Origin of the sequence: Oligosphaera ethanolica (assembly GCF_030814695.1) — a bacterium.
GTDB lineage: Bacteria > Verrucomicrobiota > Lentisphaeria > Oligosphaerales > Oligosphaeraceae > Oligosphaera > Oligosphaera ethanolica.
Window position 1 is genome coordinate 4,271,365 of sequence record NZ_JAUSVL010000001.1, and the last position, 19,052, is coordinate 4,290,416.

Annotated in this window: 12 protein-coding genes; 8 read left to right on the plus strand and 4 right to left on the minus strand. The window is 60.5% G+C overall.

The features are described from left to right. Nucleotides 1–86 precede the first annotated feature (86 nt). A complete protein-coding gene (locus J3R75_RS14930; protein ID WP_307263083.1) occupies nt 87–3,986 on the minus strand; it encodes a hypothetical protein in 3,900 nt (1,299 codons plus the stop codon). A 1,508-nt stretch (nt 3,987–5,494) separates the two neighbouring features. Here J3R75_RS14930 and J3R75_RS14935 point away from each other — a divergent pair. The 6 genes from J3R75_RS14935 to J3R75_RS14960 all read left to right on the plus strand — a co-directional run bounded on the left by J3R75_RS14935 (nt 5,495) and on the right by J3R75_RS14960 (nt 12,638). Beyond that, on the plus strand, nt 5,495–6,613 hold the full coding sequence (locus J3R75_RS14935; protein ID WP_307263087.1) for a Gfo/Idh/MocA family protein: 1,119 nt from the start codon (nt 5,495–5,497) through the stop codon (nt 6,611–6,613). A gap of 150 nt (nt 6,614–6,763) precedes the next feature. Further along, the gene (uxaC, locus tag J3R75_RS14940; protein ID WP_307263090.1) at nt 6,764–8,134 is read left to right on the plus strand and encodes a glucuronate isomerase; all 1,371 of its coding nucleotides are present in this window, start codon (nt 6,764–6,766) and stop codon (nt 8,132–8,134) included. 56 nt (nt 8,135–8,190) lie between these two features. After that, nucleotides 8,191–9,138 (plus strand): metallophosphoesterase, encoded by a 948-nt coding sequence (locus J3R75_RS14945; protein WP_307263094.1) that lies wholly within the window; start codon nt 8,191–8,193, stop codon nt 9,136–9,138. Nucleotides 9,139–9,196: 58 nt separating this feature from the next. Next, nucleotides 9,197–10,297, plus strand: coding sequence for a sugar kinase (locus J3R75_RS14950; RefSeq protein WP_307263097.1), 1,101 nt, complete (start codon nt 9,197–9,199; stop codon nt 10,295–10,297). A 27-nt stretch (nt 10,298–10,324) separates the two neighbouring features. Further along, complete coding sequence (locus tag J3R75_RS14955; RefSeq protein ID WP_307263099.1) at nt 10,325–10,957, plus strand: 2-dehydro-3-deoxy-6-phosphogalactonate aldolase; 633 nt, start codon at nt 10,325–10,327, stop codon at nt 10,955–10,957. A gap of 73 nt (nt 10,958–11,030) precedes the next feature. Then, a complete protein-coding gene (locus J3R75_RS14960; protein WP_307263102.1) occupies nt 11,031–12,638 on the plus strand; it encodes a glycoside hydrolase family 5 protein in 1,608 nt (535 codons plus the stop codon). A 536-nt stretch (nt 12,639–13,174) separates the two neighbouring features. Here J3R75_RS14960 and J3R75_RS14965 read toward each other — a convergent pair. Continuing rightward, nucleotides 13,175–13,393: a hypothetical protein gene (locus tag J3R75_RS14965; protein ID WP_307263104.1), complete on the minus strand. Its 219-nt coding sequence runs from the start codon at nt 13,391–13,393 to the stop codon at nt 13,175–13,177. Nucleotides 13,394–13,493: 100 nt separating this feature from the next. On the opposite strand from J3R75_RS14965, the gene J3R75_RS14970 reads away from it, so the two are divergent. Both J3R75_RS14970 and J3R75_RS14975 read left to right on the plus strand, forming a co-directional pair. Next, on the plus strand, nt 13,494–14,690 hold the full coding sequence (locus J3R75_RS14970) for a mechanosensitive ion channel (protein ID WP_307263107.1): 1,197 nt from the start codon (nt 13,494–13,496) through the stop codon (nt 14,688–14,690). 350 nt (nt 14,691–15,040) lie between these two features. Then, complete coding sequence (locus tag J3R75_RS14975) at nt 15,041–16,003, plus strand: right-handed parallel beta-helix repeat-containing protein (RefSeq protein ID WP_307263109.1); 963 nt, start codon at nt 15,041–15,043, stop codon at nt 16,001–16,003. A gap of 291 nt (nt 16,004–16,294) precedes the next feature. On the opposite strand, the gene J3R75_RS14980 is transcribed toward J3R75_RS14975, so the two are convergent. Together J3R75_RS14980 and J3R75_RS14985 are read right to left on the minus strand one after the other, a co-directional pair. Then, nucleotides 16,295–16,996, minus strand: coding sequence for a DUF1559 family PulG-like putative transporter (locus J3R75_RS14980; protein ID WP_307263112.1), 702 nt, complete (start codon nt 16,994–16,996; stop codon nt 16,295–16,297). 227 nt (nt 16,997–17,223) lie between these two features. Then, nucleotides 17,224–18,882, minus strand: a complete 1,659-nt coding sequence (locus J3R75_RS14985; protein ID WP_307263114.1) for a hypothetical protein — start codon at nt 18,880–18,882, stop codon at nt 17,224–17,226. Between the last annotated feature and the right edge of the window lie 170 nt (nt 18,883–19,052).

The window sequence follows — 19,052 nt, forward strand, 5'->3', positions numbered from 1 at the left end:
CCGATTTCTGATCGGTCGGATCGGTCTGATCGGTCTGATCGGTCTGATCGGTCTGATCGGTCTGATCGGTCTGATCGGTCAGCTTGTCAGTCTTTGCGGTCGAGGCTGCGGTAGTAGTCATTGAGCAGGGGGCGGTATTCGTCCGCGACCTTATCAAAATCGGTATCGATGACGGCGTTGCCGCCGGTTTGGCTGATGCTGGTGACGGGCATGGGCAGTGCGGCGCCGCCTTTGAGTTCGATCTGGCTGTCTTCCAGGCGGCGGAGGACGCGTCGGCGGAGGCCGCCGAGTTCCTGCATTTGTGGCGGGGCGCTTTCCAGGGCGCGGAGGTTACGGGCGGCTTCGCCGAGGCCGCCGCTGCCGATGTAGAGCAGCCTGGCAGTAGCGAAGAGCACTTCGGTTTCCTGACGCAGTTTATGCGGCATCATGCCGGGGCCGGTCTGGTGCAGATCGCGGCGCGGTGCGGCGCCGAACATGCCGATGCTTTCGGATTGCCCGCCGAGCTTGCCGCCACCGGTGGCGCGTGCGTCCATGGTGGAGTCTTCGTCCTCGGTGACCATGCCCTTCTGGAATTGGTCGTGGGTGCGGCGGGCGTGGGTTTCACGGCCCTCATAGCCCTTGACGTGGTTTTCCACCAGTTCGCCGGTGGCCTGGCCCTCGCGACCGGAGCCGCTGCGGCCAGTCATTTCGTTGTCGTTGGGGCGGGTGTTGCCGGATTTGCCCTTGGCGGCGAAGGACGGCATGGGGCCGTCCATCACGGCCCAGCCCATCTCGATGTCGGCGATGATGTTGTTGCCGGTAGTGTCCTGGCTCTGCATGTCGATGTCGTTCGCCTGCTCCAGAAGTTCGCCGACGATGTCTTCGAGCTCGTCGGGCAGGGGCACCAGCGGGATGTCCGGCATCTCGTCAGTATCAAAACTCTCCATGTTCCAGACGAAGTGGTCGGGCACGTCCGGTAGCCACATTTCGACGTCCTCAACGCGCTCTTTGGTGTTGCGGATGGCGTCTAAGAGCGCGTCTTCCTTCTGGACGGCAATTTCGATGGAGGGCATGTTTTCGCTGTCGAGGGCCTGCATGACGTCTTCGAAGACTTCGCGCATTTTGCTGTTGAGTTCATTGCAGACCGGCAATTCGGGAAACTGGTAGAGATCGTTGGCCAGTTTTTCGACGAGATCGGCCATCTCCTTCTGTTCCTTGTCCATCTTGGCGAGCTGTTCCTGGACTTCCTCGTCGAAAACGCCACGGGCTTTGAAGTCGCGAGTGACTTCGGCGATGCGGGCCTGCTTTTTCTCCATGCCGTCGAGTTCGGCGGCGACATTTTTGATGACGGCGCTGGCGTCGTCGACGATTTTGCGGGCGTTGTCGACGCGCCATTGATTGAGGATGTTGAGGGCCTTCATGAGTACGGCGATGGTATCTTTTTGGCTGATGATGGCGGCCTTGAGGTCTTTTTCGCTGAGTTCTTCGGCGGCCTGGAGGGCTTTTTCGTAGGCGTGGTCCTGGTTGATGACGTCGTGGGCGTTGCGCAACTGTACGGCGAAGTCGTCTTTGGAACGCATTTCGGCTTGTGCGAGGCATTGGTCGCTGAAGATCATGATGCCTTCGGCGATCTGATCCTGGTTGTGGCCGAGGGCTTTCACGGCGATGTCCTGGCCATCGCTGGCTGCTTGAGTGTCCTTGATGGTCTCTCGCTGCATCTTGATGATTTTCTGCAGGAGCGCGAAGATGTCCGCCTTGTCCTGATGGGCTTGTTCGCTGGTGACGCTGTCGGCCATGTTGGCCAGAGCGCTGATGATGGCCGTCTGCAGCTTCGTGCACTGCGGGAGCAGCTCAGCGCGTTCGGCGCTGCCGGCGCGATGCAGCGTCGCAAAGAGCTTGAGCACCTCGGCCATTTCGAGATTGACCAGGCCGCTGAGGATGTCGCCCAAGCCGCCCAGGCCATCGCGCTGATCCAGGAGGGCAATGCCCATGGTGCGTACTTCCTGCTGCTGATTTTCCACGGCGCCGATGCGCTGGGAGCTCAGATCGCGGCCGAGCGCCGCCAGTTCGGCCAGCTGACGGGTGTCCCGCAGGGCGTCCCGCTGGACTTTGAGCAGCGCGGCAATGCTGTTTTCAACCTGCTGGCGGATTTCATCGCGCTTTTCGCCACTATTTTCCGCGCTGGGTATAATCACGCGGATGATGGCTGAGTAGCCGCGGCGCCTGGCGGCGTCGGGTGCTTCGTCTTCAGCCCAGACTCGGAAGCGACAGAGGGCGCCGCCGCGCGTGTTGAGCGTGCTCGTGTCAATGACAAAGCGGCCGGGAAACACCTTGGCGGCCTGGTCTTCCACTTTTACCGTGGCGATGTTGTCCGGCGTGCCAGCCTCTTTGAGCTGCTCGATGCCGACGGCGCCGACACCGAAGTCGTCTTCAGCCTTGAAGATGACGGGCAGGCCCTTGCCCGGGCTGACGGTCAGCTGCGTCGGCGTATCCACGAGGGTGACCACCGGCGCCTTGTCAGGGACAATCGTGAAGGGCAGGGGCAGATCGGCTTCAATCTGGTCGCTGGATAGCATGCGGATGCGCAAGGTGCCACCGTGGCCGACCCGGCCAGTGAGCTTGAATTGGCTGCTATCGCCGGTCTCGCTGCTGGCGATGCTGTGCTCGCCCTGGAGGAGTTCGACTTTGGCCAGCTTCGCCGTCGCCTGGCCGGCAAAGACCATCGCGGCGCCGGCCGGAAGCGCAAAATCCTCGGCGTCATGACGGATGAGCATATTCTGCTGGCGCATATGCGCCGGCGGCGCCACGGCGCATTCCCAGCGCAACAGCCCGGGCGGGTTGCTGACGTCGACGTGATACCACTCGGAACGCGCGTCGCCAGCCAGGACGCGATAGCGGGTCTTGGCGAAGAGCGGCTTGCTTTTGACCGTGAAGACGCCGCCGTCCTGCGCCGCCAGCGCGATCTTTTCACTGCCGTCCTCACTTTCCCACTGCAGCTCGGCGGTTTCGGGTAGGACGCCGGCCAAGGCGACGCTGAGGTCCAGTTCGGCGCCGCGTTGCCAAGTGCCGCTGCCGGGCTTGACCTTGGCGATGATGGTGTCGGTGTGCGGTCTGATCCCCACAAAGGGCATGAGCACGCGTAGGGTGGCCGTGCCCATGCCGCGCGGGGAGCAGGTGAAGGCCAGCAGCCATAACGACACCAGCGCCGGCATGGCCCGCTTCAGGTAGCGCCCAGGCTTGGGCGAATAGAGCTCGCGGGGCAGGACCTGCTCAAGACGTACCGGCGATTCGGCTAGCACGGCCTCGATGAATTCCGGCGAGCAGTCGTCCCGACGGCTGAATTGCACGGCGTTGATCAGGCGGTTTTCAGTCTGGGGGCGGACTTTCTCCACCACGGTGGCCATCGCTTCGTGACTGAGGCGGCGGCGGGAAAAGCGCAGGAGCCAGGCCGCAGCGCCGCCGCCAGCGCCTAACAACAGGGCCAGAGTCAGCCAGCGCCACGCGGTCGCCAGCGGCCAGAAAAAGTCAATGAGGACCACTACGAGCAACGCCGTGGCCAGCGCGCAGGCCATGGCGGCGCCGGCGAGGCCCGTCAGCTGGCCTTGCCGCTGCCGCTGTAAGCTGTCCAGACAGGACAGCGTCTGCCGCAGGCGGAGGCCCTGGGGGGCTGAAGGATTGGCTGTTGCTGCTGGTTGGCTCATGGGTGCTGGATCCATGCGGGGCGGCGGTTGCGTGGCGGGGGCGGAAAGCAGTCGCCGAGGCAACCAGTAGTATACAACCGGAACGCCGGCGAAAAAAGGCCCGCGCGTGCGTAACCGCGCTTTCTTATGTAATTGGTCAGTGTACACCCCGGCAGGGAATTCACCGGGGACAATTTGCACGAAACCCACGGCCAACCGCCGCCCAGACATTACACATAGGTGGCTAACCAGGCAGCGGATTTCATAGGAGCAATGCTCTTCACATAGCATGCGGCAATCGCCGGCGATGAGTTGATTGGTAACCATGCACAAGATCATTCGCCGAGGTTTTGAGCACCGAAGGTGCGCCCTAAGATAGCCCAGGGCAAGCGCCCGCAGGGCGCGTCGCCCTGGGTAAGGTGCCCCATCCCAAAAGAGCCCTGAAGGGGCGGCCTAAAAGACCTGCGACGAAGGGTCACAGCGCAAAATTGCCGCAGCAATCAATGAGTTCCATTGCCTCTTTGGCTCCAGTCAGCTTCGCCGACTGAAGCCAAAGAGGCTGAGGAACACGGACCAATATGGCGCGCTACCCAGGGCGGCGCGCGCCTTCGGCGCCGCTTGCCCTGGGCTATCTTAGTCCGCGCTTTCAGCGCTTCTGCCGCTTCGCGGCGGAAATGCACGACGAGAAAAGGCTGCTTGGTTGAAACAACAAGTGCCGTGGATACCGTTAAATGAAGAGCATCGGTTTCATAGGAGTGATTGATAATTGAGCGGTAGAGCAACAGGCGGCCCTAGGCGCGCCCGTCTCGGCTTTCAGCCTGCGCCGTCGCCAGAGGCTAGCGGGAGTCCACTGGCGCGCCTGTCTCCCAGGCCGCGAAGCGGTAATAAAATGCCAGATCGGCCAAGTGCGGTCAGGTAATAATAATGGATGCCAGTCAGTCCCCGGCGTCCAAGCAGTCCACAACTGGTCCCCGGTGTCCAAGGCGTCCTTCCACATGGTCCAGAAAGTCCCCACGGTCCAATCCATGGGACCATGCCTCATGTGTCTGTGAGTCCTCGCCCCAGTGCGCGCAGTCGCCAAGTCGTCCCATGGTCCCAGTCGTCCTCTGAGACCGGCCAATATCAATCTCTCCTATGAAACACGCTGCCGCAAAGGTCGGCGGAAATCAAGGTCGGATGGCTGGACGGCGGCGGGCCGTGGGTTTCCTGCAAATTGTCCCAGCGAAGCGCCGGGGTGTACACTGACCGATTACATTTTGCGTAATCGGTCAGCCATTGATATTGGATGCACGACATGCCTCTGTCTGGCGCGTTGGGACGCGACGTGCCTCGCCAATGTGGCGCCCTCCGGGCGCAATTCTAACTTGCTATCATACCCCGGGTTGCGGCGCCCTCCGGGCGCCTCACCCGGGGCTATGCATGGTGCGGCCCTTCGGGCCGAACTTGGCCGATCTGCATTTTATTGCCGCGAAGCGGCAGAAGCGCTGAAAGCGCGAAACATACCAGCCCAGGGCAAGCACGCTGAAAGCGTGCGCCGCCCTGGGGGCAACAGCGACTATGTTCGTGTTCCTCGGCTCCTTTGGCCCCAGTCGGCGGAGCTGACTGGGGCCAAAGGGGCAATGGAACTCACTTGCTTACCTGGGGTTGACGTCGGCGCAGGTTGGGCATCCAGTATCAATGGCTGACCGATTACATTTTGCGGCTTTAGTTTGGGGGTTTTCACTTGGATTTGAGCGGCAGGCAATTATGCTATAGCGTTTTTCAAGACTGGCGTCGCTCCGGGTGCGGCGTCAGCGTTGTCGTCATCACTGCAAGCAAAGCCCAGGAGAGAGACTATGGCAGCCCTTGAGAAGGTCCGTTTTGGCATTTTTGGCGCAGGCAGCATCGCGCTTTTCCGGCATGCGTTGGAATTGTCCCAGAATCCCGCTGCGGAGATCGTGTTGGTATATGACCCCATCAAAGCGCGTGCCGAGTATCTAGTCAGCCGTTTTGGCGGCACCGTGGCAACAAGCGAAGAGGAGATTTTCGCGAGCAAGAAGATCGATGCGGTGGTCGTGGCGACGCCGAACAGCGAGCATGCGCGGCTGACCATTGCGGCCTTCGCGGCAGGCAAGCACGTCCTCTGCGAGAAGCCCATGGCGACCAATCTTGAAGACGCCGCAGCGATGATCGCCGCCGGCAAGAAGGCGGGCAAGAAGCTGATGATCGGCCACAACCAGTGCCTGATGGCGCCGCACCTCAAGGCGAAAAAGCTGTTGCAGGAAGGCATCATTGGCGACGTGCTGACCTTCCGGACCTCCTTCTGCCACGGCGGGCCCGAAGGCTGGTCGCAGGACAATGGGCCGCACACGTGGTTCTTCAAGAAAGAGAAAGCCTACGTGGGCAGCATGGGCGACCTTGGCGTGCACAAGGCCTATCTGATTCCTTGGCTGCTGGGCACGGACATCGCCGAAGCCGGCGCCTTCATCGCCACCATGCACAAGAAGAACGAGAAGGGCAAGCCCATCACGGTCGACGACAACGCCGTGTGCATTCTACGCATGGCCAACGGTATCATCGGTCAGCTGACCGCCAGCTGGACCTACTATGGCGGCGAAGACAACACCACGACCTTCATCGGCACCAAGGGCCGTATGGTCCTGGGCGCCAATCCAGACTACCAGGTCGAAGTTTTCCTGGGCAACGGCGAACGCGTCCTCTACAAAGTCGGCGCCGTCGCCACCAACACCGTACAGGTCAAAAGCGGCATTCCGGACTTGTTTGTGGACAGCATCCTCGACGATTTCGAGCCGCCCTTCGATGGGCTCAAGGGCTACAAGGCCCTCGCTGCGGTCGTCGCCTGCATGAACTGCGCCGAAACGGGCCAGATATCCAAGGTCAACAACGTGCCGGTGCCAGTGAAAGCCGCCGCCGCCGCCAAGGCCAAGGCCACGAAGAAAGCGAAAAAGGCCTGATAGCGGCCTTGCCGGCAGCGCTGCGTAACTCGGCACGCCGCCGGCTGGGGCGGCAAGTCGCCAGAGACGGAAGCAGGGGGCACCACGTCAGGATCGTGGTGCCCCGTTGTTGTCAGAGCAGAACATTTGAGTACAACACCAGGAGTGACCATGGCTTTTCTTGATGCACATTATCTCTTGCAGGGCAAGACGTCCGAGGCCATCTACGCGGACATCGCGGACTTGCCCATTATTGACGCACACAACCACTGCGACGTCAAGGCCCTCAGCGAGAACCGCTGCTTCAGCGATATCTGGGAAGCCGAAGGCGCGACCGACCACTATGTGTGGGAGTGCCTGCGCAAATGCGGCGTGCAGGAAGAATACCTCACGGGCAAAAACCGCAGCAATCAGGAGAAGTGGCTGGCCATGGCCGCGGCCTTTGACAAAGTCGCCGGCAATCCCACCTACGAGTGGATACACCTGGACCTCAAGCGCCGCCTCGGCATCGACGAACTGATCAGCGCCGAAAACGCCCAGCTCATCTGGGACAAGAGCAAGGCCGTGCTCAACCGGCCGGACATGGCCCAGCAGGAGCTGATCAAACAGATGAAGGTGGAGGCCATGTGCTCCACCGATGACCCGGTGGACACCCTCGAATACCACCTGGCCCTGCAGAAATCGCCGCTGGCGGGCGTGGTCCGCCCGACCTTCCGGCCGGACCGTGCCATGAATGTGTACAAGCCCGACTGGGCGGACTACCTCGCGCAGCTCGAACGCCGCTGGCAGACCCACTGCAATTCCATCGACGACCTCATCGCCGTGCTGCAAAAGGCGCATGACTTCTTCGCCACCCTGGGCTGCAAGGCCAGCGACCACGGCATGACGGTGCCCTACGGCTATCAAGTCAGCACCGCTGACGCCAACGAGATTTTCCTGCGCGCCCGTGACCGCAAGAAACTGAGCAAAAATGACGTCGTGGCCTTCATGTCTTACGTCTTCAATGAAGTGGCCGAGATGGACGCGAAGAAGGACTGGGTCTTCCAGATTCACATCGGCGCTGTCCGCGACACGCGCGACTCGCTGTTCAACAGCATCGGCGCCGATGTCGGCGGCGATATCTCCGACCACCTCACGGACTACGTGACGCCGTTGCTGCCTCTGCTCAACCGTTTTGACCACCGCCTGAAGATCGTGTTGTATAACATGAACCCGATCCACAACGCCACCCTGGCGCAGCTGACACGGGCTTTCGGCGAAAAGGTCAGCCTGGGCCTGGCCTGGTGGCTCAACGACTCCTATATCGGCATGAAAACCCAGCTGGACTACGTCGGCTCAGTGGACGTGCTCAGCAATCTGGCCGGTATGGTGTCAGATTCGCGCAAGATTCTTTCCTATGGCTCGCGTCATGAGGTGTTCCGGCGGACGTTGTCGCGCTCGCTGGCCGGCATGGTGGACCAGGGGCAGATGCCCTGTGAGGTCGCCAAACGCCTGGCCGTCAGCTTGGCTTACGAACGCCCCAAGGCGCTTTTCGGTTTCTAAACACATACCGCCACTGCCTGCGGCCTGGCCATCGGGCGAACAACTGATTCAGACTCATGGGCAAACGTATCTTACGACGTCAGGACTTCGGCTGGAAATTCCAGCTGTTGCGGATAGTCTCGCCGTTTTTGTTTGCGGCGGGCTTCTGCACCTACTGGCTGGAGTCGTCGAAGATCACGCTGCGGCGCTGGCCTCTTGACGGCCAGGAGTTGCCGGTGCCGATGACCGGGCCTTTGCGCATCTTGCACCTGACCGACCCGCATCTGAGCGGCAACGCAGCCGTGCGGCGCTTGGAAAACGCCATATCCCTGGGGCTGGCCCAGCAGCCGGACCTGGCCTTGTTTACCGGCGATTTTGAGTTTGATGATCGCGAAGACCTGAGCGCTGCCGTGCACGCGGCGCTCCTGCGCCTGGGCACGGCCGTGCCCACCTATGCCTGTCTGGGCAACCACGATTACGCCAGCGGCGAACACGGCAAAGCCGTGCGCAAACCACAGTCGCGCCTGGCTGATATCAGGGCCTGCCTGGCAAAATGCCAGATCCAGTTGCTGCAGAATCAGCGGCAGGAAATCGTGATTCGTGGCCAGCGTCTGGCGATAGTTGGCCTGGGCGACTGGTGGTGGGGCGACATGAAGGGCAAGAAATGCCTGAAGATGGCCGGCAGCGAGGACCTGCCGGTGCTGCTCATGTCGCACAATCCCGACACCCACGTGTTTCTGCAGCCGTTCGCCTGGAATGTGATGTTCAGCGGCCACGCTCACGCCGGCCAGTTCCGCCTGCCTTTCACCCAGCGCTATCCCTTTGCGCCGTTACGCGACCGCAGTCTGGCGAGGCCGGGCCTGCATGCCCTCAAAGGCGGCCGCGTCCTCTGCGAAAGCGCCGGCGTCGGCGCTTACCTCGGCGTACGCCTCAACAGCCCGGCCGACGTGACCGTGCTGGATATCGGCGAAGGCGTTAGCGCAAACGCACCAGAAGGCCCCGCACCAGCGGCGCCCCCGCAGTGATCTTGTTGACTTGCATCCTCATTACGAAACGCCACCAAGAAAAACGAAAGGTCGTGTCATGTCGGAAAAAACGGTTGTTGGCTTTGGTGAAGTGATGTTGCGTCTCTGCCCGCCCGGCAAGCAGCGTTTTGGTCAGGCCCTGCCGGGCTCTTTGGATGCGACATTTGGCGGTGGCGAGGCCAATGTCTGCGTGTCGCTGGCGACGCTGGGCATGTCCGCCCGCTATCTGACGGCCCTGCCGGACAATCCGATTGCCCAGGCGTTCATTAGCCAGCTGCGTGGTATCGGCGTGGACACCAGCCGCGTCCTGCTCAAGAAGAGCGGTCGCATGGGCGTTTATTACGCCGAGCACGGCGCCGCCCAGCGCGGCTCCAATGTCATCTACGACCGCGAGGGGTCGGTGATCTCGCAGTGCGGTCCGGAAGACTATGATTTTGCGGCGATGCTCTCCGGCGCATCCCATCTGCACGTGACGGGCATCACCCCGGCGCTGAGCGAAAAGGCCTTCCTGGCCACGCTGGAAATCGTCCGCGCCGCCCAGAAACTGGGCCTGAGCATCTCCTGCGACCTCAACTACCGCAAGAAACTCTGGAAGTGGCGTGCGGGCACCAAGCAGCAGGAGCTAGCCGGCGAGTGCATGGGCCAGATCGTTCCCGAGGCGGATATCATCATCGGCAATGAAGAGGACGCAGCAGACGTCTTCGGGCTCAAGGCCGACGGCAGCGCGATCGAATCCGGCACCCTGTCCACGGCGGGCTATGTCCAGGTCGCGCAGAAGCTGGCGGCGCGTTTTCCGCGGGCGAAGTACATTGGCATCACCCTGCGGGAGAGCTTTTCGGCCGACCACAACAACTGGGGCGCCATGCTCTACGACTGCGAGGCGAAGAAGGCGTACTTCGCACCGCTGGACGGCAGCGGCCAGTACCACCCCTACGAAATCAAGAACATCATCGACCGCTTCGGCGGCGGCGACTCTTTCTGCGCCGGCCTGATTTATGCGTTGCATCACGACGATTTCAAGGCGCCGCAGACCGCGTTGTCCTTTGCCGTAGCCGCCAGCTGCCTGAAGCATTCCATACCCGGCGACTACAATTACTCCTCCCTCGGCGAAGTAGTCGCGCTTATGGGCGGCAATGCGTCGGGCCGGGTTATGCGCTAAGAAAGTACCAAGAAGGAAACCGAGACAATGACACTGCTTGACAGCTATATGGCTGAATGTCCCCTGATTGCCATCCTGCGCGGTATCAAGCCGGAGGAGATGCTGGCCGTCTGCGACGTGCTGGCTGACGAGGGCATCCGCCTGATTGAAGTGCCGCTGAATTCGCCCGATGCGCTCCGCAGCATCGGCATCGCCGCCGCCCATTATCACAGTGGCGGCCGGCTGCTGATCGGCGCCGGCACGGTGCTGACGGCGGCCGATGTCGAGCAGGTCGCCCAGGCCGGCGGCAAGTACATCATCTCGCCGAACAGCGACGCCGCGGTGATTCGCCGGACGGTGGAGCTCGGCCTGGTGTCCATCCCGGGCTTTCTGACGCCGACGGAGGGCTTCGCTGCCGTGGCCGCTGGCGCTCATTTCCTCAAACTCTTTCCGGCGGGCCCTTTCGGCGTGGGCTACATCAAGGACATCAAGGCGGTGCTGAAGGCGCCCATACTGGCCGTCGGCGGCGTCAACAACGACAATATTGGTACTTTCCTGACCCAATGCGCCGGCGTGGGCATCGGGTCGAGTCTCTACAAGCCCGGCAAGAGCCTGGAGCAAATACGGCAGGACGCGCGGGCGTTACTAGCAGCATTGAAGGCGTCCCGTAACGCCGGGTGAGGGCGCCGCCGCTGTTGCCACTGTTGCCACTGTTAGCCGATGATCGATACAGACTAAGCGAGGAGTAATCACGATGATGCAAAAGCTGCTGATGTCCATGGCCGGCATGTTCCTGGCCGCCACCTGCGCCCAAGCCCAGTTGTGGCCAAAAGACCCGGCCAATACCGCGCCATGGCGTCTTGACGCTGACAGCCAGTGGCTGCAGGAGGACGGCGCGATGGTGTTGAAAGTGGCCGTGCCACCGGAACGCGCCGCCGGCATGCACGGCGCCAGCATGGGCGTTGATCTCACGCCTTACCATGGCAAACAGATTGAAATCAGCTGCATCACTCGGCATGAGAAGCTCAGCAAGCCCAGCAAGGGCTACCTGGGCTTCAAATTCATGCTGAGCTTCGTCAGCAAAGGCACTCGCCAGTATCCCGGCGGTGGTGGCGGCATATCCCTGCCGGCGAACAGCGACTGGCGCCAGGTGGCCTTCATTGCCAATGTCCCCGACGATGCCAGCGAGGGCCTCTTCAATGTCGGCCTGCAGGAAGGCAGTGGCACGGCTTGGTTTAAAGACCTCAGCATCCGTGAAGTCAATATCTACCCGACCGTCGCGGAACTCCCCGAGGGTTTCCGCTGCGAATACGACGAGGCAGTCACCAAGCTGCCCATTCTGCGTGGCTGCATGAGCCCCGGACTCTCCGAAGGCGCCAAGGCCGAGGACCTCGAAGAACTGGCCCGTTGGGGTGCCAACGTCATCCGTTGGCAGTTGAATGCGCCCAAGGAAGTCCGCAGGGACAAGGAGCAGTACCGTGCCGTCTTCCGTCAGCACATGAAGAACCTCGACGAGCATATTCCGCTGCTTACGCGCCTGGGCCTGAATGTGATCGTTGATATGCACTGCCCACCGGGCGGCCGCTACCGCGATGGCATCGCCGGCACGGCCGGCGTTCTCGCCGGCAATGTCGCCGTCAACGAAAGCAACTGCGTCATCTTCTTCGAAAAAGACTACCTGGACCTTTTTGTGGAGGTCTGGCGGGAGATTGCGCAGCATTATCGCGGCGTGGGCATCGTCGTGGCTTACGATCTGATCAACGAGCCCACACAGTACAACGAAGTGCCTTATGACTACTTGACCTGCCAGTACCTGGCGGCGCAGGCTATCCGGGAAATTGACCCTGTCAAACCGATCATCATCGCCGCTAACGAGTGGAGCAACGCCAAGGCCTTCGGCTACCTCCAGCCGCTGCCGCTGAAAAATCTCCTCTACCAGGGCCATCTGTACGATCCCGGCGAATACACCCACCAGGGCGTCGGCCCCGGCAATATGGAAAAAGTGCTCCGCGGCGAACTCAAGACCTACCCCGGCCTTTTCGGTGGCATCGAATTCAACAAAGATACCCTGCGCAAAGTCCTCCAGCCCATTCGCGACTTCCAGCTCAAGTACGGGGCCAGAATCTACATGGGCGAATTCTCCGCAATCCGTTTCGCCCCGGGCGCCGCGCAGTATCTCGAGGACGTCATCTCACTCTTCGAAGAATATGGCTGGGACTGGAGCTACCACGCCTTCCGCGAATGGTACAACTGGAGCGTCGAATACGACGAAAATCCACATAACAACCAGCCCGCTACCACGGACACTGAACGCAAGAAAATCCTCCTGAAATACTTCTCGCGGAACCAAAAACGCCCGTGAGGGAGTCGGGGCGGCCCTGTGTGTCCGCCAGCATTTTTAGTCGGGGCGGCCCTGCGTGTCCGCCCTATTCATATTCTGCCAGTTACTGGCAGTCGTAATTACGGGGCAATGTGCGAAATCTTGTGATAGAAAGAGAGACTTGACACAGTAGTTCCGAACCCTTTGTCTACGCCGTGGGCGCTATCCCTGGGCTGGTATGCGTCGCGCGCCCGTCTCCCGGCCGTGGTGCGGGCGTCCCGCCCGCACCGTCGCCTGGGATCATGACCTTACCCGACCTCCAAACAGCCACACGCAAACGTGTCCGCCGCAGCAATCAATGAGTTCCATTGCCTCTTTGGCCCCAGTCAGCTGCGCCGACTGGGGCCAAAGGGGCCGAGGAACACGAGCGTAGAGGGCGCGCCACCCAGGGCGGCGCGCGCCTTCGGCGCCGCTTGCCCTGGGCTGGTATGCGGCGCGCTTTCAGCGCTTCTGCCGCTTCGCGGCGGAAATGCACGACGAGAAAAGGCTGCCTGGTTGAACAAGTGCCATGGATACCGTTAAATGAAGAGCATCGGTTTCATAGGAGTAACCACCCCGGTGTTTTCCCCACCGGGGTGGTTACTCCTATGAAACACGCTGCCGCAAAGGTCAGCGGAAATCAAGGTCGGATGGCTGGGCGGCGACTGGCCGTGGGTTTCCTGCAAACTGTCCCCGGTGAATTTCCTGCCGGGGTGGTTACTGACCGATTCCCAAGTAATTGCTACGATTGCATGCATTGAGCTTGCACAGCCTGACCCGAGCAGATAGAGTAAGGCAGTTCGGTGAACTTTTTCCCGGCTACCGAGGAGTGCGTCATAATAACCCCAGGAGGAAACCATGGAAGCAGTACGTGAATTCATTGATCCGTTCTTGAACACAATTGGCGAGTATCTGCCCAACGCGTTTGGTGCACTGATTGTGCTTGTCGTGGGCTGGTTGTTGATTGAGCTGCTCACCAAGGGACTCAACGCGCTCCTGGGTAAAGCCAAGCTGGACGAAAAACTCTGCTGCGGCAAAGAGGAGTGCAAATGCCAGGCCGGCAAGGGCCTTTCCAGCGTCCTGGTCACGGTGTTTCGTTACCTGCTGCTACTCTGCCTCCTGCTGCTGGTTCTGGACATCCTCGGTGTCAAGGGCGTGCTGGACCCGGTCCTGAACATGTTCAATCAGTTCATGGCGGCGATTCCCAACATCATCGCCGCGCTGCTCATTGCCATCATCGGCTATATCATTGCCAAGACGGCGTCCAGCGTGGTAGCGACGGTTTTGGGTTCGTTGGACAAGTACAAGGCCAAGCTGGGCCTGGCCGAGGGCTTCAGTCTGGCGCGCTTTGTTGGTCAGATTGTTTTCATCTTCGTCTTTGTGCCGGTGCTGATTGCGGCCTTGGACGTGCTCAAGATCGAAGCCCTATCGAAGCCGGCGACTGACATGCTGCAGTCGCTGATGCTGGCGGTGCCGAAGATTCTCAGTGCGGCGATTATCTTGGCCGTGGCGTTCTTCGTCGGTCGTTTTGTGACGACCGTGGTGAGCGACCTGCTCAAGAATCTCGGTGTTGACGCCATTCCTGGCAAGCTCGGTTTGGAATCGAGTTTCAGTGGCAAGTTCACGCTGTCGAAAGTCATTGGCGGCGTCGTGATGTTTTTCATCATGCTCGCGGCACTGGTATCGGCGGTTGAGAAGCTTGAGATGGCGAAACTTTCCGAGCTGCTTGGGCAGCTGACCCTGTTTGCGGGTGACATCGCCCTCGGCCTGGTGATTCTGGTCATCGGCGGCCTGCTGGCCAAAGCCGCGCATGGTGCCATGCGTGCTACGGGCACCAGTCCCTTCATGGCCGGCCTGGCGCGTGTGGCCATCATTGGCTTGGTCGTGGCCATGGGCCTGCGTTCCATGGGCATTGCCGACGACATCGTCCGCATGGCCTTTGGTCTGACCCTCGGCGGCGTTGCTGTCGCTTTCGCCCTGTCCTTCGGCCTCGGTGGCCGCGAAGCCGCTGGCAAACAGCTGGAAGACTGGTTCAGCAAAATCCGCGGGAAATAAGCGATCAGGTGCGGCTTGCGTCGGCGCAGCCAGCCGGTAGCAGTTTGACACGCAAGCGGTCGAAAAAATCACATGTGTGTACGGCGGTTCCCGCGTTATAGTGCGGGACCGCCGTTTATTTTGGCGACAATGGCCCGGCAACGCGGCTAATCGTGAAAAACACGCCGTGGTCTTGAGTTCAGCGTAGTGAAAAAATACCACAAAGAGGAGTTTTCGCCATGTCCCTGTATCGTATTGCTTCCAGGCGTGTTGCTGCGTTGTGCAGCGGCGTTGTTGTTGCCGCTGCCATGACCGGCTGTATCTGCTGTAAAACAATGCTGTCTGAAACTGACAACGGAGGAACGGAAAAAATGGTTGCGCAGAATGTCTTCGATGTCTCTCTGGCGGATTTTCCCCGGCTGGAGGGCGAAGTGTCCGACAATGGCCGCTTCAATCGTGCCGTGGCGGCCGGCGCCAACGGCGTGCTTTTTGTGCCTGCTGGCGTGTATGAGCTCAACGAGACGCTGAAGATCACCAATCTGTGTTCGCTGCTCATGCACAAATCCGCCGTCCTTCGCGCCGTAGCCGAGATGGACTACGTCATGGTGTACGACGCCAAGAATCACTGGACGAAGGGCAATGCGACCGATTTCAATCTCTTCATCAGTGGCGGTGACCTGGATGGCAATGGCCTGGCTAGCTGCTTGATGCTGACCGAATTCCACCATTTCACGCTGCGGGACATCACGTTGCGCAATGGCCGCAAGTACGGCCTGCGCGTGCAGGACTACGGCGGCAGCTACGAGCTGGTCGCCAATAACGTCTATGGTCGCTGCTATCTGCCGGGCCTGGCGGGCAATGTCGGTATCAGTCTTAATGGCGGCGACAGCCATTACACTGACTGCATTATGGTCGATTACACTATCGGCATGGAAATTACCCGGGGTGGCTCTAACCGCTTGACCCGCTGTCATGTGTGGGGTGGACCACTCCCGCCGCGCCAGGAAGGCGAAGACCGCGAAATGCTGGTCGATTCCATCAATTACAAGATCGCTGGCAGCGACACGGTGCTGCGCGACTGCTACGCCGACACCGGCAAGACCGGCTTCCTTATCGAGGGCAATGCCCGGCTGCTGGGCTGCGCCTACTACAATAACTACAACTTCAAGCTCGACGACATTACCGTCATTCGCCACCGTAAGGGCAAGCTGCTAGTGTCTGATGGCTACTTTACCAAGACGTCGCCAAAGGCGACGGTTTACGACGGTATCGGCGGCGCCATCTGGCGCGATAATATCTACAACGGCTTCAACGAGGCCGACCTGCCCAAATAATCACGACGACACGTCGCTCTACGGCAAGCCGCGGGGCACGGTACGGCACGGTGCGGCAGGCCGTCCGGCACTCCGGGGCAATGCTGCTATTCGGTAGCCCCACGGCAAGTTGCTGGGCACGGCAAGCCGCGGGGCACGGTACGGCGCGGTGCGGCAGGCCGTCCGGCACTCCGGGGCAATGCTGCTATTCGGTAGCCCCACGGCATGCCGTGGGGCGAAAAAAAGCGCCGGCGGGCATGAGTGGTGCCCGCCGGCGCTGCTGTATTTATGGCGTTTAGCTATTTACCGCGTTTAATCGGCGGTGCCGGTGTAGGTGGGGCTCCAGAAACGGCTGCTGCTGTTGCTGTAGGAGGGTATGGAAATTTGTTTGACGGCGCCGACATGGCCATCAGCGAAGGTGACGTTCAAGCTGCCGTTATGGCGGCCATATATGCGCATGCTGGTAGTCGGTGCGCTGGTCTTGGTGTAGCTGTCGACGTAGTAGGTAGGGGTTGAACCTAAGTCGTCAGTGCTCTCCAGGATTAATGCGGTGGTGCTGGGGCTAACGTAAGCCGAGTCGGCGATATTCAAGCAGCCGGCATTGAAGGTGTAATGGCCCTGCCATTTGTCGTTGGGCGCGCCCTTGTAGGCGTTTTTGGTCGCCGACGGGCAGTTGAAGCTCTTGATGTCGCCAACATTGGCGTATATCTGTTCGCGCCAAGTCACGACGTTGGGGTCCATGTAGTTTGCCGCGGCCATGCTGCGCTGCACGCCGTCGGGCCAAACGATGGTGGCGACCCAGTAGACGCGGTGGGTCATGCCGCTGGGATAGTCGTCAAAATACATGCGGCAGCCCAAGCCGATCTGTTTCAGATTCGAGGTGCAGGAGATCGCGCGGGCCTTCTCGCGGGCTTTGCTCAAAGCCGGCAGCAGCATTGCCGCCAAGATGGCGATAATCGCAATCACGACCAGCAGTTCGATGAGGGTGAAATGACGTCCGCGGAGCTTGTTCATCGGGAGTTTCCTTTCTGATAGCATGGGCCGTTCGGTGGTACGGTTGGTGTGAAAAGTCATGTTGGGAAGGCTGACATGACAAACGCGCTTATGCAAGTAAAATTGTGCTGGGCAAAGTATACAAAAAATCGTCGAAGACCACAAGAGAAATCGTGAGCAGAGCATAAAAAAGCCCCGGCACGGCGGCGGCGGGGCTGGATAGATCACGAGGCGTCTCGAAATGGGGATTATTTTTCTGCGTCGAGGACGGTGAGTTTGACATTGCGGAACATGTGGGTGTTGTCGCTCACGCGCAGGGCTTTGCCACTGTCGCTGCGGACGCCTTTGACGACGACTTCCTTGGTGATTACGTAGGGGAATTTTTCCACGTAGTCGCTGCTGGTATTTTTGGGATTGAAGTTACCGAAGATGGCTGGTCCGGCGTAGTTTTCGGGTGCATTGCCGTCTTTGATATGCAGGCCGTCGATGACGACGCGTTCGGGCATGTAGCAGGTATAACCAAAGTCGTGCATGCCGGAGTAGGCGCCGCCGAAGATGGTCGCGGCGGCTTTGGCGCCGCCAGCGGGTATGAAGACGCAGTTGCGGATGATGAATTCGCCCTGCCAGGTGCTGCCGTAGTCTGAACGCAGACTGATGAAAGTCCAGCCATTGATGGTGCTGTTTTCGATGGTGAAGGTGCCGCAGCCGATGGCGTTGACGCCGGCGTGGCCCATGGTGGAGTTGCGGATGGTGGCGTTGGCCACGCCCATGTGCGCGTCGAAGCGCGAGAAGGTGCAGCCGTCGTAGGTGAGATTTTTGCAGTAGTTGGAGCCGAGGATGCCCCAGTAGCGCCGGTCGTTGATGTCGTTGGTCTGCGAACAGTTGATGAAGGACACGTTGAGCGCGCGGTTGGCGCTGATGTCGTAGGTGCCCATGCTGACCGGCTTGCCGGCCGAGCCGATGGTCCGGTAGGTCTTGTGGCCGGTCAGGACGGTGTCGCGTACGATCACATTGGCGCAGTTGCCGATGTTCAGAAAGCCGCCGTAGGGGGCGCCGTGCTCCCCCTCGCCAGTGATGTCGTGCCGGAGCTTCTCGATCAGCACATTGGAGCGGCGGACGGCAATGCCGCGCCCGTAATAGGTGTATTTGGACTCCGCCTGGTTGGCGATAGTGGTGAAATGGCCGCCGCGGACCGTGAGCTGATCGTTGTCCAGCGGCAGGGCGGAGATGGACGTGATCTCGTCAAAATCCCAGATGATGGGTGTGTTGGGATCGACATTGCCGTCCTTGTCCACCAGGAAGATGTCCGTCTGGGCCGAGCCGTTATTCTGGTTCAGGCCGTAGCGGATGTAGCGCTTGACCTTGGCGTTGTTGGCGACAACAAGGCAGTCGCCGGGCAGGCTGATGCCGATGTTGGCCTGGTTGCGTTTGAGGCTGCTGACGCCCTCGGGCGTGAAGGCCTTGAGTTGCGAGTTGATCTGAAAGACGTTGGCGCCGCGATCTTTGACCTCGACTTTGCTGTCGTCGATGATGAATTTGGCGGTACCGAAGTCGGTGTCGGTTTCGATGGTAATGGTGCGTTTGCTGCTGCCGATGTAGAAAGCCATGCCGTCATCGGCCTTGACCGGTAGGCCGTGCTCATTGGCGTATTTGTGTGCAGCGGCAATGGCGGCGCCATCGTCGCTGGTGCCGTCGCCTTTGGCGCCGAAATCGCTGTAGCTGACAACGCCGTTGACTTTGAGGACGATGGCTTTCGGGGCGGTCATGGGCTTTTCTCCCGGTTTCTGGTCATGGGTTGCGGGTATGGGCTGACTGTAGGCCGTGCCGGCCAAAGCCAGGCCGAGCGTCAAGGCAAGGACGGGCCGGTGTGGACGGAATAGGGCAGATGCGAGGACGGATGTGGACATGGGATTCTCCGGGTAAGAGCTGTGCAGGGGATTATGCGGCCAATAGCTGAAAACACTACGAATGACCGCCCGCCATTATTGGCCTGGGAGGACGCGTGGTGGAGCGGCAAGGTGCACCCAAGGGCACCAAGGCGTGAAGGGTTACGGTGGTTTTGAGATGCCCTTTCAGG